The organism is Xanthomonas fragariae, from assembly GCF_900183975.1.
GTDB classification, from domain to species: domain Bacteria; phylum Pseudomonadota; class Gammaproteobacteria; order Xanthomonadales; family Xanthomonadaceae; genus Xanthomonas; species Xanthomonas fragariae.
The window spans coordinates 2,045,793-2,061,324 of sequence record NZ_LT853882.1 but is presented as its reverse complement, the minus strand read 5'-3'; the positions used below and the strand labels follow the sequence as shown (position 1 = coordinate 2,061,324).

10 protein-coding genes and 5 pseudogenes are annotated in these 15,532 nt (G+C 61.5%); 2 read left to right on the top strand and 13 right to left on the bottom strand.

The annotated features are described in order from the left end of the window. Positions 1 to 111 precede the first annotated feature (111 nt). The 3 genes from guaA to folD form a co-directional block, all read right to left on the bottom strand. Positions 112 to 1,677 (bottom strand): glutamine-hydrolyzing GMP synthase, encoded by a 1,566-nt coding sequence (gene guaA / locus PD885_RS09610; RefSeq protein ID WP_002805756.1) that lies wholly within the window; start codon positions 1,675 to 1,677, stop codon positions 112 to 114. 125 nt (positions 1,678 to 1,802) lie between these two features. Beyond that, positions 1,803 to 3,260, bottom strand: a complete 1,458-nt coding sequence (gene guaB / locus PD885_RS09605) for an IMP dehydrogenase (protein ID WP_002805758.1) — start codon at positions 3,258 to 3,260, stop codon at positions 1,803 to 1,805. Positions 3,261 to 3,363: 103 nt separating this feature from the next. Further along, positions 3,364 to 4,248 (bottom strand): bifunctional methylenetetrahydrofolate dehydrogenase/methenyltetrahydrofolate cyclohydrolase FolD, encoded by an 885-nt coding sequence (gene folD, locus PD885_RS09600; RefSeq protein ID WP_002805762.1) that lies wholly within the window; start codon positions 4,246 to 4,248, stop codon positions 3,364 to 3,366. Positions 4,249 to 4,297: 49 nt separating this feature from the next. Here folD and PD885_RS09595 point away from each other — a divergent pair, with 49 nt between their 5' ends. Beyond that, entirely contained in the window at positions 4,298 to 4,618 is a 321-nt protein-coding gene (locus tag PD885_RS09595; RefSeq protein WP_002805766.1) for a DUF1244 domain-containing protein, read from the top strand. Between the two features lie 359 nt (positions 4,619 to 4,977). On the opposite strand, the pseudogene PD885_RS09590 reads toward PD885_RS09595, so the two are convergent. Both PD885_RS09590 and PD885_RS09585 read right to left on the bottom strand, forming a co-directional pair. After that, a pseudogene (locus tag PD885_RS09590) lies at positions 4,978 to 6,347 on the bottom strand (IS5 family transposase). A 143-nt stretch (positions 6,348 to 6,490) separates the two neighbouring features. Further along, positions 6,491 to 7,591, bottom strand: a pseudogene (locus tag PD885_RS09585) (IS5 family transposase); the annotation flags it as partial. 57 nt (positions 7,592 to 7,648) lie between these two features. Here PD885_RS09585 and PD885_RS09580 point away from each other — a divergent pair. Further along, a pseudogene (locus tag PD885_RS09580) lies at positions 7,649 to 8,573 on the top strand (IS3 family transposase). Positions 8,574 to 8,599: 26 nt separating this feature from the next. Here PD885_RS09580 and PD885_RS09575 read toward each other — a convergent pair. From PD885_RS09575 to PD885_RS09540, 8 genes and pseudogenes are all read right to left on the bottom strand, one after another. After that, positions 8,600 to 9,246: pseudogene (locus tag PD885_RS09575) on the bottom strand (transposase); the annotation flags it as partial. A gap of 108 nt (positions 9,247 to 9,354) precedes the next feature. Continuing rightward, positions 9,355 to 9,639, bottom strand: a pseudogene (locus PD885_RS09570) (cation:proton antiporter domain-containing protein); the annotation flags it as partial. Positions 9,640 to 9,792: 153 nt separating this feature from the next. Continuing rightward, on the bottom strand, positions 9,793 to 10,686 hold the full coding sequence (gene galU / locus PD885_RS09565) for a UTP--glucose-1-phosphate uridylyltransferase GalU (protein ID WP_002805770.1): 894 nt from the start codon (positions 10,684 to 10,686) through the stop codon (positions 9,793 to 9,795). Continuing rightward, positions 10,686 to 12,593, bottom strand: a complete 1,908-nt coding sequence (locus PD885_RS09560; protein ID WP_002805772.1) for a polysaccharide biosynthesis protein — start codon at positions 12,591 to 12,593, stop codon at positions 10,686 to 10,688. The genes galU and PD885_RS09560 overlap by 1 nt, the downstream gene beginning before the upstream one ends. A gap of 13 nt (positions 12,594 to 12,606) precedes the next feature. After that, positions 12,607 to 13,575 carry an MraY family glycosyltransferase gene (locus PD885_RS09555; protein ID WP_002805773.1) on the bottom strand — a complete coding sequence of 323 codons (969 nt, stop codon included), beginning with the start codon at positions 13,573 to 13,575 and terminating at the stop codon, positions 12,607 to 12,609. Further along, a complete protein-coding gene (gene lapB / locus PD885_RS09550; protein WP_002805775.1) occupies positions 13,575 to 14,753 on the bottom strand; it encodes a lipopolysaccharide assembly protein LapB in 1,179 nt (392 codons plus the stop codon). The genes PD885_RS09555 and lapB overlap by 1 nt, the downstream gene beginning before the upstream one ends. 6 nt (positions 14,754 to 14,759) lie before the next feature. Further along, complete coding sequence (locus PD885_RS09545) at positions 14,760 to 15,065, bottom strand: lipopolysaccharide assembly protein LapA domain-containing protein (RefSeq protein WP_002805777.1); 306 nt, start codon at positions 15,063 to 15,065, stop codon at positions 14,760 to 14,762. A 68-nt stretch (positions 15,066 to 15,133) separates the two neighbouring features. Continuing rightward, entirely contained in the window at positions 15,134 to 15,445 is a 312-nt protein-coding gene (locus PD885_RS09540; RefSeq protein ID WP_002805779.1) for an integration host factor subunit beta, read from the bottom strand. Positions 15,446 to 15,532 lie beyond the last annotated feature (87 nt).

Below are 15,532 nucleotides of genomic sequence, written 5' to 3'. Positions count from 1 at the left end.
GATGCCAAAGATTGCCAGCCGGTGCCGAATGAAAACACAAAAAAGCCCGCAATGACGCGGGCTTAGGTATGTTCTCCTGCTACCAGATGCCAGCCGGTGCCAGACACCGGATCATTCCCACTCGATCGTCGCAGGCGGCTTGCCGGAGATGTCGTAGACCACGCGCGAGACGCCGTGCAATTCGTTAATGATGCGGTTGGACACTGTGCCTAGGAAATCGTACGGCAGGTGCGCCCAGTGCGCGGTCATGAAGTCGATGGTCTCCACCGCACGCAGTGCGATCACCCATTCGTAGGCGCGCGCGTCGCCGACCACGCCCACCGACTTCACCGGCAGAAACACCGCAAACGCCTGGCTGGTCTTGTCGTACAGATCGGCCTTGCGCAGTTCGTCGATGAAGATCGCATCGGCCTTGGCCAGCAGTTCGGCGTATTCGCGCTTCACTTCGCCCAGGATCCGCACACCCAGGCCGGGGCCGGGGAACGGGTGGCGATACACCATCGTGCGCGGCAGGCCGAGCTCGACGCCGAGGCGCCGCACTTCGTCCTTGAACAGCTCGCGCAACGGCTCGACCAGACCCAGCTTCATGTGCTCGGGCAGGCCACCGACATTGTGGTGGCTCTTGATCACGTGCGCCTTGCCAGTCTTGCTGCCGGCCGACTCGATCACGTCCGGATAGATCGTGCCCTGCGCCAGCCATTTGGCATTGGCCAGCTTGTTGGATTCTTCATCGAAGATATCCACGAACAGGTTACCGATGATCTTGCGTTTGGCTTCCGGGTCGCTGACGCCTTCGAGCTTGGCGAAATAGCGATCGGCCGCGTTGACGCGGATCACCTTGACGCCCATGTGCTCAGCGAACATCGCCATCACCTGGTCGCCTTCCTGCCAACGCAGCAGCCCGGTGTCGACGAACACGCAGGTCAGCTTGTCGCCGATCGCCTTGTGCAACAGCGCGGCGACCACCGACGAATCGACACCACCGGACAGGCCGAGAATGACTTCGTCATCGCCCACCTGCTCGCGCGCGCGCGCGATCTGGTCATCGATGATGTTGGCCGCCGTCCACAGCGTCTGACAACCGCAGACATCGACCACGAAACGACGCAGCAAGGTCTGGCCCTGCAACGTATGGGTAACTTCAGGGTGGAACTGCACGCCATACCAACGCTTGTCCTGGTTGGACATCGCCGCAACCGGAATACGGTCGGTCACTGCAGTGATGATGAAGCCCGGTGGCACTTGTGACACGTGGTCGCCGTGGCTCATCCACACGTTCAAACGCGACGATCCAGCGTGATCGGTCAGCCCGGAAAACAAGGCGTCAGCGGCAACCACATCGATTTCGGCATGACCGAATTCGCGCTGATCCGCCGCCTCGGTTGCACCACCCAATTGCGCGGCAAGCGTCTGCATGCCGTAGCAGATGCCGAACACCGGCAAGCCACTGTTGAAGATTTCCTGCGGCGCGAACGGCGCACCCGGCAACGTGGTCGACTCAGGACCACCAGACAGGATGATGCCCTTGGCACCGAAGCCGGCGATCTCTGACGGATCATGATCCCACGCCCAGATCTCGCAATAGACCCCGATCTCACGGATACGCCGCGCAATCAGCTGGGTGTACTGCGCGCCGAAATCGAGGATAAGGATCTTGTCGTTATGGATATTGGTCATTGGGGCCGGGAATCGGGAGTTAGGATTGGGGATTCGCAAAAGCGGAGGTGGCGACCGCTGCCGGATGAGGAAGCGGTAGGCTCTTACGAATCCCGAATGCCATATCCCCAATCCCGCGCACTGTTTCACCCAGCGCGGTAGTTCGGCGGTTCCTTGGTAATCTGCACGTCGTGGACGTGGCTCTCTCGCTGGCCGGCGCCGGTGATCTTGACGAGCTTCGGCTTGGTGCGCATGTCTTCGATGGTGGCACAGCCCACATAACCCATGGTCGCTCGCAGACCACCGATCAGCTGATGGACGATGCCGCCGACCGGGCCGCGATACGGCACGCGGCCTTCAATGCCTTCCGGCACCAGTTTGTCGGCGTCGCTGGCGTCCTGAAAATAACGATCCTTGGACCCCTTCTCCATCGCACCCAGGCTGCCCATGCCGCGGTAGCTCTTGTAGCTGCGACCTTGGAACAATTCGACCTCGCCCGGCGCTTCTTCGGTACCAGCCAACAGGCCGCCGACCATCACTGTGGACGCACCGGCAACCAGCGCCTTGCCGATATCGCCGGAATAGCGGATGCCGCCATCGGCAATCAGCGGAATGCGGTCCTGCAGCGCTTCGGCCACCATATCGACCGCAGTGATCTGCGGTACGCCGACACCGGCAACGATACGCGTGGTACAGATCGAGCCCGGACCGACGCCGACCTTGACCGCATCGGCGCCGGCATCCATCAACGCCAGCGCAGCATCGCCGGTGACGATGTTGCCGCCGATCACCTGCAGCTGTGCATAGGCCTTCTTGACCCAGGCCACGCGGTCGATCACACCTTGCGAATGGCCATGCGCGGTATCCACGATCACTACGTCAACGCCGGCTGCGGCGAGCAGCTCGATGCGCTGCTCGGTATCGCCGCCCACGCCCACCGCCGCGCCCACCAGCAATCGCTTGGCGTTGTCTTTGGCCGCGTTCGGGTTGTCGGTCTTTTTCTGGATGTCCTTGACCGTGATCAGGCCGCGCAGCTCGAAGCTGTCGTTGACCACCAGGATTTTTTCGATGCGGTTGCGATGCAGCAGCTCGAGCACTTCCTCATCGCTGGCACCTTCGCGCACTGTGATCAGGCGATCCTTCTTGGTCATGATGTGCCGGACAGGATCGTCGAGCTTCTTTTCGAAGCGCATGTCGCGGCTGGTGACGATGCCGACCAGTTCGGTGCCATCCACCACCGGCACACCGGAGATATTCCGCGCGCGGGTCAGCGCAAGCACCTCGCCGATCGTCGTGTCCGGACTGACGGTAAACGGCTCAGTGATCACGCCTGACTCGAACTTCTTGACCTTGGCCACTTCAGCAGCCTGCTGGGCCGGCGTGAGGTTCTTGTGGATGATGCCGATGCCGCCCAGCTGGGCCATGGCCACCGCCAGGCGGTGCTCGGTCACTGTGTCCATCGCAGCCGAGAGAATCGGCAGCTTCAGGCGCAGATCGCGCGTCAGCCGAGTTTCCAGACTGACGTCCTTGGGCAGGACAATCGAATGAGCAGGGACGAGCGAAACGTCGTCGTAGGTAAGAGCTTCAGCCTGGATGCGCAGCATCGGCGGACCCGAGTTTGGGAAAGCGCGACATTTTACCCTGAAAGACGTCACGAAGACACTGCGGTGCGTGGCTACAGCCGCAATGCTGCGTTACGACTGCGCCTCAATCAGACGCGTCGGCGGCTTCAAACGTGTTCTGCATCAGCGTGGCCACCGTCATCGGCCCTACCCCGCCCGGCACCGGCGTGATCCAGGACGCGCGCTGCGCTGCGGCGTCAAAACCGACATCGCCTACCAAACGGCCGTCTTCCAAACGATTGATGCCTACATCGATCACCACTGCGCCCGGCTTGACCCATTCGCCAGGAATCAGGCCCGGACGGCCCACCGCCACCACTAGAATATCGGCATTGCGCACGCTGGCTTCCAGCACCTCGGGCGGGGTGAATTTGTGGCAGCTGGTGACCGTGCAACCGGCGATCAGCAACTCCAGGCCCATCGGCCTACCGACGTGGTTGCTCACGCCAACAATGGTCGCGTTGCGGCCACGCACCGGCTGATCGGTATGACCGAGCAAAGTCACGATGCCGCGGGGCGTGCATGGACGCAGGCCAAATTCGCGCAACGCAAGATGCCCGACATTTTGCGGATGGAAACCATCCACGTCCTTGCACGGGTCGATGCACTGGATCAAACGATTGGCATCGGAGATCCCCGGCAACGGCAGCTGGATCAGGATGCCGTGGATCTTGGGGTCTGCATTGAGTTGGTCGACTAGCTTCGCCAATTCGATTTCGCTGGTACCTTGCGGCAAGTCGTAATCGAAGGCTTCGATGCCGACCTTTTCGGCCGCACGCCGCTTGTTGCGCACATACACCGACGAGGCTGGATCACTGCCGACCAGCACCACCGCCAATCCGGGGCGTACCCTGCCGGCTGCCAGACGCGCGTCCACCCGCAGCTTCAATCCGTCGAGCAGGTCCTCGGCAATGCGGCGACCATCGAGAAGGCGGGCCGTAGCAGATGCAGCTGGCGCGGAAGCGGTCATGTGGCGTCAGGTGTAGAGTCGGAGGCCGTCTATTGTCCCCGATTCTGTCATGACCGACACCACCTCAACGCCGGATTCAATCACGACATCCATCGAAGCGGCCGCATTTCGCCGTCTGTTGCAGCATCTCAACCAGGATCGCAGCGATGTGCAGAACATAGATCTGATGATCCTCGCTGGCTTCTGCCGCAATTGCCTGAGCGACTGGTACCGCGAAGCGGCCGAAGCGCAAGGTCAAACGATGAGCAAGGACCAGGCACGCGAAGCGGTCTATGGCATGTCGTTCGCCGACTGGAAGCAGCAGTATCAGAAAGACGCCACGCCCGAGCAGCTGGAGGCCTTTGCCGCGGCTCAACGCAAGCACGGCTGACTGGATAGGCGCCAGCGGGCTTATCGGCGCCGGCTTTTTTATTCGTTACATCGTTGCCAACCTGCGTACGGCCGGCACCAAGCAATATTGCTGCGTGGCCGCAGTCCACCGGCATAAGCGTCTGTGCCAGCGCTCTTACGCACGAATGCGAAACGAGGCTGCGGCAGATGCGGTGCGCACCACAGCCAAAGCTTCAGCGCTCGTATCTCGTGGATTGCGGCAGGCAACACGCTCGCACAGCGCGTATGCGAAAAAGTTGGCGCGACCAGTACAAAAATTTGGTGCGACCAGCCGGCACAGCAGCTGTGCTGAGCATGCTCCAGCACCCACACTACATAGTCGTCCCTGAAAAATCCCCTTCAAGCGCCAAGTGCCGTCGGTGACAGCGGCACGGCACTCAAGGATGACCATCCCATCGCCCGCATCCAGGCACGCAAAAACGCGATCCAGCGCAGCAGCCAGCGCAGGTTGTAGCCGGCCGCGCAGCCGAGCACGTGCAGCGCATCGCCTTGGGCACCTTTCAGCCTGCAGCGACGCAACCGGCAGTCGTCTTTCAGATGTCCGATCACCGGCTCCACCGCCTGCCGTCGCTTGATCCAGCGCCATTGCCGTCGCGTCAGCGTCTTGGCCTTGCCGCGATGCAGGACCTGCACGCCACATCGACCTCGCGCCCGCGATCGCCCAGGTCCACGATCGCCACCGTCGGTTCTACGCTCACATCCTGCAGCAACCCGCGTGTCTGCTCCAGCTGCTCGGCCAAGGTATCGCCGTCGTACGGGTTGCCCGGGAAGCTGCGCGCACCCACGACCAATCCCTTGCAGGCGGTGACTGCAATGCCGACCTTGACGCCGAATTCGTACGCTTGACGCGCCTTGCCCTTGCCGATGCATTCCACTTCCGGGGCATGCAATGCGTACAGTTTTTGTTTGTCCTTCGGACGCTGCGTGTACAGCCGTTGCGCACGTTCCAGCCAGACAGCGATGCGCTCGCGCACGCCGGTGTTTACCTGATCGAGTTTGCGTTGGATGTCGCGCATGAGCCGTCCCAGCACTGTGCGTTGACGTCGCAGCACGCGCTGCATGCGCTTGAACTGGCGCGCATGCGCATACCGACCTGCCTTGCGGCTCAGGGCCGGGCCTTGCCGCGCGTAGCTCTGCCGCAATCCGATGCCGTGCCGCTTGGCCAGTAACACCAGCTTCTTGCGTGCCACCTCCAGCAAACGGCTGTCGGTCGGATAGGCGATCGCCTTTTCCTGCACCGTGGTGTCCACGATCACCCGCGACAACTCGCGTGCGTCCACCGCCTGCATCGCATGCGCGGCGTTGATGGTGTGCGCCAGCAGCTCTTCCATCCCGGCCTCACCCAGGCGCTGCCGCCAGCGCGTCAGCGAGCTGGCATCGCACGGCAAACGCGTCTGGAACACGACCTCACCGGTGAAGAACTGCCAGTACGGATTCTCCAGCCAGCGCTCGCACACCGCTTCATCGGACAGGTCGTAGGCGTGTTTGAGGTAGAGCAAACCGGCAATCAGCCGCACCGGCAATGCCGGCCGACCGCCACCGGCCTGGGTGGCCGGCAAGCGCGATGAAAGTGCTTGTTCCAACGCCGTCCACGGCATCCGTTGGCTCAGCCGCGCCAGCCGATGACGCAGATCGATCTGGTTCTCCAGCCGCGAACGAAACAACTCGTCGGCAGGCATGTCTTCGGCAGCAGGACGGCGTGTACGCATGACTGAAAATTGCCAGAAACCAGCCTTCAGCGTAGCGAACACTGGTAGTTCTGGCACGCCGGTGCAGACATCAAGGCCTTGCGGTCGTTGGGTGGTTGGGGTTTTTCAGGGGCGACTACATAGTCGTCCCTGAAAGATCCCCTTCAAGTGCCAAGTGCCGTCGGTGACAGCGGCACGGCGCTCAAGGATGACCATCCCATCGCCCGCATCCAGGCACGCAAAAACGCGATCCAGCGCAGCAGCCAGCGCAGGTTGTAGCCGGCGGCGCAGCCGAGCACGTGCAGCGCATCGCCTTGGGCACCTTTCAGCCTGCAGCGACGCAACCGGCAGTCGTCTTTCAGATGTCCGATCACCGGCTCCACCGCCTGCCGTCGCTTGATCCAGCGCCATTGCCGTCGCGTCAGCGTCTTGGCCTTGCCGCGATGCAGGACCTGCACGCCATCGACTTCGCGCCCGCGATCGCCCAGGTCCACGATCGCCACCGTCGGTTCTACGCTCACATCCTGCAGCAACCCGCGTGTCTGCTCCAGCTGCTCGGCCAAGATATCGCCGTCGTACGGGTTGCCCGGGAAGCTGCGCGCACCCACGACCAATCCCTTGCAGGCGGTGACCGCAATGCCGACCTTGACGCCGAATTCGTACGCTTGACGCGCCTTGCCCTTGCCGATGCATTCCACTTCCGGGGCATGCAATGCGTAGAGTTTTTGTTTGTCCTTCGGACGCTGCGTGTACAGCCGTTGCGCACGTTCCAGCCAGACAGCGATGCGCTCGCGCACGCCGGGGTCCACCTGGTCCAGCTTGCGCTCGATATCGCGCAACACCCGCCCCAATACCGTGCGTTGACGTCGCAGCACGCGCTGCATGCGCTTGAACTGGCGCGCATACGCATACCGACCTGCCTTGCGGCTCAGGGCCGGGCCTTGCCGCGCGTAGCTCTGCCGCACTCCGATGCCGTGCCGCTTGGCCAGTAACACCAGCTTCTTGCGTGCCACCTCCAGCAAACGGCTGTCGGTCGGATAGGCGATCGCCTTTTCCTGCACCGTGGTGTCCACGATCACCCGCGACAACTCGCGTGCGTCCACCGCCTGCATCGCATGCGCGGCGTTGATGGTGTGCGCCAGCAGCTCTTCCATCCCGGCCTCACCCAGGCGCTGCCGCCAGCGCGTCAGCGAGCTGGCATCGCACGGCAAGCGCGTCTGGAACACGACCTCGCCAGTGAAGAACTGCCAGTACGGATTTGATACGCCCAGGGTCTCCTAGACATCTCAAGGCCATGGAAAATGGTCGATTCGGAGGTGTCCATGAGCAGCAAGCGGTATACGGATGAATTCAAGATCGAGGCGGTCCGGCAAGTGACCAATCGTGGTTTCAAGTACGCCTTCATGCAAGCCCACTGCGGGGAATTCAGGGTGTGTGCGATGTGCCGGGTATTGCGGGTCAACCGGTCGGGCCATTACGCCTGGTTGTGCTCGCCCAACAGTGAGCGCGCCAAGGAAGATGAGCGCTTGCTTGGACTGATCAAGCACCACTGGCTGGCCAGCGGCAGTGTCTATGGGCATCGCAAGATCACCAGGGATCTGCGCGATCTGGGTGAGCGTTGCAGTCGCCATCGGGTGCATCGGCTGATGCGCACCGAGGGACTGCGTGCCCAGGTGGGCTATGGTCGCAAACCGCGCCTCCATGGAGGAATGCAGTGCAAGGCGGCGGCCAACCTAGTTCGACGTGACTGAGCCGGACACGGCCTGGGCGAGCGATTTCACCTTCATCCGCACGCATGAAGGCTGGATGTACCTGGCTGTTGTGATCGATCTGTTTTCCCGGCAGGTTGTCGGCTGGGCGATGCGCGATCGGGCCGACACCGAGTTGGTCGTGCAGGCCTTGTTGTCTGCGGTGTGGCGGCGCAAACCCAACGCTGGTTGCTTGGTTCATTCGGACCAAGGGTCTGTCTACACCAGCGATGACTGGCAGAGTTTCCTAGCGTCCCATGGCGTGGTGTGCAGCATGAGTCGGCGTGGCAACTGCCACGACAACGCACCCGTGGAGAGCTTCTTCGGACTGCTCAAACGCGAGCGGATCAGGCGGCGGACCTATTCCACCAAGGACGCCGCTCGCGCCGAGGTATTCGACTACATCGAGATGTTCTACAACCCCAACCGCCGCCACGGTTCAACTGGCGACCTGTCCCCTGTAGAGTTTGAACGGCGCTACGCGCAACGAGGGTCTTGAGTGTCTACGGAACCCTGGGCGTATCATTCGGCGGTGCGGTCGAACACGAAGTCCATCGACCACACCTGGTTGGCCTGCGATGGCCGCAACAATGGTTGGCGCTCGCCCACCGGCACCTTCTTGCGCCTGCGGCGCCGGACCTGCATCTGCTGTTCGCGGTACAACCGCTCCACACGCTTGTAGTTCACGACGCGTCCTTCCTGACGAAGTTTGAGATAGATCATCCCCACGCCATAGCGGCGATGGCGATGCGCCAGCGCAAGAATGCGCTCGCGTAGCTCAACGTTGCGGTCTTCGCGCGGGCAGTAGCGCAGCGCACTGGCGCTCATGCCGATCGCCGCCAAGGCGCGACGCTCGCTGGCACCGCACCCGATCCACTCGCGCACCAGCGCACGACGCGCGGGTGCGCTCACCACTTTTTTCGCAGCGCATCCTTGATCAGGTCGTTCTCGAACAGCTGCTCGGCCAACAACTTCTTCAGCCGCGCGTTTTCGGACTCAAGGTCCTTGAGTCGCTTGGCATCGGGCACGCTCATCCCGCCGAACTTGCTGCGCCACAGGCAGTACGAGGCCTCACTGAAGCCATGGCGCCGGCACAGGTCTTTGATCGCCACGCCTGCTTCGGCCTCACGCAGGAAGCCAATGATCTGCTCTTCGGTAAAGCGCTTCTTCACGTCCAATCTCCTCGGGGTAGGGAATTGGACTCCAAACTGAGGCGCTACTCAAAATCGGAGGGACGTCGCGCAGACCACGATCTGCACAGTGCCCAGACCGAAGATCTATTTGCAAAAACTCCACAGATGCGACGGCTGCGTTTGCAGCCCGAACAAGAACAGGAACATCAACACGTCCAATTCGAACGCATGCAAGATCGCCTGCGGCTCGTCGAACAAGCCCAGCCCGAATGGGCCAATAGCCAATCCGGCGCCCAGGTGACCGAGCACCGAGTCCAGGCCGAGGCGACGAAATAGCAGAATCGCAACCACGGCAGCGCCCAGCAGGGCCACCACGTTGATCAATTCACTGTATTCGGCAGGCTGCTCATGCCAGGGATCCCAGCCGTACACGCTCTGCACTGGCCTGCACCTGGATGCGCGTCTGTCGATCAGTCGTCCCTGTTGGATCGATCCCAAACAGCAGATCGGCCCTGATCAGTGACGCCCCAAAACGACGAACGACGCCAGGTGGCGTCGTTCGTGGATGCAAACGGTGCGAGGCAATCAGCTGCGAGCGTCTGCCTCGGCCAACGCAGCGCGCAGGATTTCCTTCGCAAGTCCCCCATGCTTCTTGTGCTCAAGCGCGAAGTGCACCGTAGCCTCGATCAGACCAATATGCGCGCCGCAATCGAAGCGACGGCCCTCGAAACGATACGCATCGACAGTTTCCTGCTGCAGCAGCCCAGCAATCGCATCAGTCAATTGAATTTCTCCACCCGCTCCTGCATCGGTCTGTTCGAGCAGTTCGAAGATTTTCGGGCTGAGCACATAGCGCCCGACCACGGCCAGAGTGCTAGGCGCCACTTCCGGCTTGGGCTTTTCAACAATGGCGGTGATGCGACCCTTGTGGCCATCGAACACGTCGGTAGCCACGATGCCGTAGCTCGCGGTCATGTCGTGCGGCACATCTTCGACCGCGATAACACTGCCACCGGAGGCTTCTGCCACATCAGCCATCTGCGTCAGCGCACCAGCGCCGCGATTCCAGATGAGATCGTCTGGCAGCAACACAGCGAACGGCTCATCACCCACCACCGCCTTGGCGCAAAGAACTGCGTGGCCCAGACCCAGTGCTTCAGCCTGCGTCACAAAAATGGCGCTAACGCCTTTCGGCAACGCATGACGCACCAGCTCCAGTTGCTCCAGCTTGCCTGCGCGCTCGAGTTTATGCTCCAGCTCGTAGGCCTTGTCGAAGTAGTCCGCGATCGAGTGCTTATAGCGGTTGGTGACGAAGATCAGGGTATCGCAACCAGCCTGGATGGCTTCGTCGACGGCGTACTGGATCAGCGGTTTGTCGATGATTGGCAGCATTTCTTTCGGAACCGTTTTGGTTGCCGGAAGAAAGCGGGTCCCAAGACCTGCAACGGGGAAAACGGCCTTGCGAATACGCTTACTCATTAAAGTCTTCTGACCTCACGTGCGGGGAATGGAACGACCGTATCAGATCGCGCGTCGACTTTCCGTCGAGCAGCCGCGAAATCCGGCATCAGACTGCCCAGCACAGTCTCCATCACCTTGATGTCATAGCGGTTAACTGCCTCACGCAGGCGCGTCACCAACTGCAACACCTGCTCGTGCGAGAACTCGCGCACACCGGCTTCCAGGATCTTGGGATGCGCGGTGGGGCGATAGTCTTCGTCGGAATAGAACAGCGTCTCATGCAGTTTTTCGCCGGGACGCAGGCCGGTATAGAGAATCGCCACGTCCTTGCCTGGCTGTTTGCCGGCAAGGCGAATCATCTGTTCGGCCAACAAGCGAATCGGCACCGGCTCGCCCATGTCCAGCGTGTAGATCGCGCCGTGCGACGCGGATGCAGCGGCCTGCACCACCAGCTGGCAGGCTTCCGGAATCGTCATGAAGTAACGCGTCACATCCGGGTGCGTCACCGTGACCGGGCCGCCCTGACGAATCTGCTCGCGGAACAACGGCACCACGCTACCGGCCGAATCGAGAACATTGCCGAAGCGCACGGTGATGAAGCGGGTCGGCGCATCGCGTGCGTCAAGACTCTGGCAGATCATCTCGGCGTAGCGCTTGCTCGCGCCCAACACGTTGACCGGCTCGACTGCCTTGTCGGTGGAGATGAAGACGAAGGTCTCGATCCGCGCACGCTGACAGGCACGCGCCACATTCTCGGTCGCCAACACGTTGTTGCGCACCGCCTCACGCAACTGTTCTTCCAGCAACGGCACCTGCTTATAGGCGGCCGCATGGAACACCGCATCCGGCGTTGCGGTGTTGAGCGCATACGCAACGACGGCCGGGTCGCCGCAATCGCCCAGTACGCGCACCACTTCGATATCGGGGAACAACCGGCGCAGATCCGAGTCGATGGTCAGCAATGCCAGCTCGTCGATTTCCAGCAGCACGATCCGACGCGCACCGTGACGCGCACACTGGCGGCAAACCTCCGAGCCGATCGAACCACCAGCGCCAGTCACCATCACCGTCTTGTTGGTCAGCCAGTCTCGAATCAAGCGCCAGTCAGGCGTGACCGGCTTGCGATTGAGCAGGTCCTCGATCGCGACTTCTTTCAACTCGCCCGGCAACGAGCGCCCTTCCAGCACGTTGATCAGCTTGGGCACCATCCGAAACGGCAAGCCGGTACTTTCGCAGATCGCCACCACGCGCTGCATGCCGGAGGCATCCAAGGACGGAATCGCGATCACCAGCAACTTGGCCGCTGTCTCTTTAGCGATGGCTGCGGCCTGATCCAGATTGCCAAGCACGTTAAGACCCTGGATCTTGGCGCCATGCAGATTGCTGGCGTCATCCAGATAACCCACCGGCACAAACGCACCGTTACGACGAAGATCGCGCACCAATCCTTCGGCGGCGCGACCGGCGCCCAGGATCAGCACGCGCTGCGCAGCAGCGCCGGAGTGTGCGATCTGATAATCCTTCCAGGCGCGATACAGCAGGCGCGGCGTACCCAGCAATGCCGACAGCGCGAACGGGTAAACGACCAGCACCGAGAGCGGCACACCGTCCAGGCGGTCGTAAGACAGCGCCAACACGATCGCGACCAAGCCGAGAAAACTTGACTTGAAGATGTTCCACAGATCCGGCACCGAGGCGAACCGCCACAGCCCGCGATAAAGGCCCATCTTCCAGAATACCAACCCCTGCGCCACCAGTACTACTGCGGTGCGCCAGTCCGATAGCGGCAGATCGGGCGCTTCACGCAGCATGGAATAGCGGCCGGCATGCAGTAGCTGCCAACACACCCACACCATCAGCAGGTCGTGCACTACTACTGCCGTCTGCGGCAATGCTTTGGTCAAACGATCACGCAAGGAAATCATAAAAGTCCATTACTCAGGAATTGCGCAGTCCATCGCGCAGAAAATGCCAAATCGCGGTAGCGCCTACACCCCATGCCAGAGCCTCGGACACCTGCAGCCAAAACAGATCATGACGACTCAACACATACAAGCAGACCGCAGCGAGGCTGAAAGCAAAGTAAACACCCGTTACCGGAACGTGCGTCTCAAGCCGGCGTGCCAGACGCTGATAGACGTGCTGGGCATGCGGCTCCCACCAGCGTTGCCCGGCAAGCATGCGAGCCAGTAGCGTAAAACCGGCGTCTACAAGAAATGCCGTGAGCGGCAACCAGCTGATCCACCAGCTCACCTGCCCGCTCACCACGTTGACCGCCAGCAAAGCGGCCAGCACATATCCGAGCGCACCGCTGCCGCCATCCCCCAAGAAAATGCGCGCCCGCGGAAAATTGAATGGAAGAAATCCCAGACAGGAGGCGGCAATCGCCAGACCCGCCCAAGACCATGCAACTGGCGCCACGGCCGCAAATGCCAATGCAGCCAGCGCAGCCTGGCTGCTTGCCAAACCGTTGATGCCGTCCATGAAATTCCAGACGTTGATCAGCACCACGGACGCCGCTGCGGTAAGAACGCCATCCCACACATTGCCCGTGTAGTGGCTGACCAACCAGCCTAACGACGCCGATGCGGCCAGATGGATCGCAAAACGCAGCTTGGCCGACAACGGGCGATGATCGTCCCACCAACCCACAGCAGCTACCAACACCAACCCTGCAGCGAACCAACCGACGACCAGGTTTGCCGCCGGCCATAACGCGCTTGCGGCAAAGCAACCCAGCAGGATGGCCGACACGATGGCCATACCGCCGCCCCGCGGCGTTGCGACCACATGGCTGCGTCGTTCACCGGGTTGGTCGAGCAAGCGGCGGTGCAACGCATAACGCCGCAACAACCACGTCCCCAGCGCTGAAGCCACCAGATGCAGCACGCACCACAACCAGACCATCAGACCACCGCGTAGTTCAACAACGGCTTGACCGAACCCCATTCCTTGCAGCTCGGGCATTGCCAATGGTGCGTTTTGGCACCGAAGCCGCAACGGGTGCAACGGTAGCTCGGGTTGCGCACCAGCAACTGATCGGTAATGTGTTTGAGATTCTGCAGCGTGCCAACCGGATCGCTGCCTTCGGCCAGGGCGAGATCGATCAATGCCGACTCGCCGCGTACCGACGGCCGATCCTTGAGCTGACGCCCCAGGTAGGCCAGCGCAGGCGCCACACCGTCTTGCGCTTCCATCAACTGGGTCAGCGCCAGCACCGGCGCAATGCCGCGATAGTGCTCGGTCATCTCCGACAGGAAATTGCGCGCACCTGGAATATCGCCGACCCGGCGATACGCCGCCATCAATGCCGGAATAATCTCCGGCAAGTATTCGGGGTCATGCCGGGCCGCACGCTCGAACGCGCGTACCGCCGCTTCGTCGTGTCCGCGCTCGGCTTCGATGCGCCCTTCCAGGATGCCTGCACGCACTGAAGTGCCATCGGCCTGATAAGCGCGTGCGATCGCCTGCAGCGCTTCGTCGCTCTTGTTCAGACTGCGATAGCGATCGGCCAATTCGCATTCGAATTGCGAGATCAGCTTGCCCATCGGCTCGCCGGTCACCTCTTCGTAGCGAGTCGCGTTGTCGATCGCCTTTTCCCAATCGCGCTCGGCCTGATAAATACCGATCAGATGACGCAGCGCCTGCGGTGCGCGTTGATCGAGTTGCGCCAGTTCGGTGAACACGGTTTCGGCACGATCCAGCAGACCGGACTTCATGTAATCCTCGCCTAGTGCCAGCAAGGCCTGGACGCGCTGCTGATCGGTCAGGTCGGCGCGTTGCACCAGCCCCTGGTGCAAACGGATCGCACGGTCGACTTCACCGCGACGACGGAACAGATGGCCCAACGCGACCTGCGTCTCGAAGGTTTCTTTATCCAATTCGGCGATATGCAGAAATAGCTCGATCGCCTTGTCCGGCTGCTCGTTGAGCAGATAGTTCAGGCCGCGAAAGTAGGTACTGGACAAGCGACTGACTTGAGTATCGCCGTGGCGTTGACCACCGCGGCTACCAACGATCCAGCCGCCTAGCGCTGCCACCGGTACAAACAGGAAGAACCAGATCCATTCGGTCAGAAAGTCCATACGTACTTACATCCCGTCAAAGGGGCGGGGCTCGGCTGAGCCAGGCGGAATGGGCCTAGCGTCGACGCGACTGACAGCAACAGCCTTGTTGGCCTGGCGCAGTTTGGAATAAATGGGAATGACCACACTGACCAGCACCATGCCGGCACCAATCAACACACCGACCAGCAGCGCGACGATGATCGCGATCCCGGAGGTGGTATGCACATTAGAGAATAGGAAATCGAGAGTGACGTCCTGGGAATTGACCGCACCGATGATCAGACCGACCAGCAGGAAGGCCAACATCACCAGCAAACGAAACACCTTCATGGCGAGAACTCCGTCGGGAAGGGGCTTAGCTTAACCGAGACAACATAAACGCAGCGCCAGAACAGCCTTCAATCCGCTGCATCGGCCAGATCGACCGGGACCACGGAGCTCACACGCTCACGCAATTCCTTGCCCGGCTTGAAGTGCGGAACATGCTTGCCAGGCAAGGCGACCGACTCGCCGGTCTTTGGATTACGGCCCAGGCGTGGTGGACGGTAATGCAGCGAGAAACTGCCGAACCCGCGGATTTCGATCCGATCACCATCCGAGAGCGCCTGCCCCATCATTTCCAGCAGCGACTTCACTGCCAGATCCACGTCGTCCGACTTCAGATGCGCTTGGCGTCGCGCCAGGATTTCAATCAATTCGGACTTTGTCATGGGAAAACTTGCTTTTTTCGACTGACACATCGGAATCGGCCCGGGCAAGCCCGGGCCGATCCATCACGCTCTTGCGAGCGCTACGCG

What these genes read in the sequence shown, in the direction of transcription:
- PD885_RS09540 (WP_002805779.1), bottom strand. Translation starts at nt 15,445, where the DNA reads ATGACAAAGTCCGAATTGATTGAAATCCTGGCGCGACGCCAAGCGCAT.
- galU (WP_002805770.1), bottom strand. Translation starts at nt 10,686, where the DNA reads ATGAGTAAGCGTATTCGCAAGGCCGTTTTCCCCGTTGCAGGTCTTGGG.
- PD885_RS09595 (WP_002805766.1), top strand. Translation starts at nt 4,298, where the DNA reads ATGACCGACACCACCTCAACGCCGGATTCAATCACGACATCCATCGAA.
- PD885_RS09560 (WP_002805772.1), bottom strand. Translation starts at nt 12,593, where the DNA reads ATGATTTCCTTGCGTGATCGTTTGACCAAAGCATTGCCGCAGACGGCA.
- PD885_RS09545 (WP_002805777.1), bottom strand. Translation starts at nt 15,065, where the DNA reads ATGAAGGTGTTTCGTTTGCTGGTGATGTTGGCCTTCCTGCTGGTCGGT.
- lapB (WP_002805775.1), bottom strand. Translation starts at nt 14,753, where the DNA reads ATGGACTTTCTGACCGAATGGATCTGGTTCTTCCTGTTTGTACCGGTG.
- PD885_RS09555 (WP_002805773.1), bottom strand. Translation starts at nt 13,575, where the DNA reads ATGGTCTGGTTGTGGTGCGTGCTGCATCTGGTGGCTTCAGCGCTGGGG.
- folD (WP_002805762.1), bottom strand. Translation starts at nt 4,248, where the DNA reads ATGACCGCTTCCGCGCCAGCTGCATCTGCTACGGCCCGCCTTCTCGAT.
- guaB (WP_002805758.1), bottom strand. Translation starts at nt 3,260, where the DNA reads ATGCTGCGCATCCAGGCTGAAGCTCTTACCTACGACGACGTTTCGCTC.
- guaA (WP_002805756.1), bottom strand. Translation starts at nt 1,677, where the DNA reads ATGACCAATATCCATAACGACAAGATCCTTATCCTCGATTTCGGCGCG.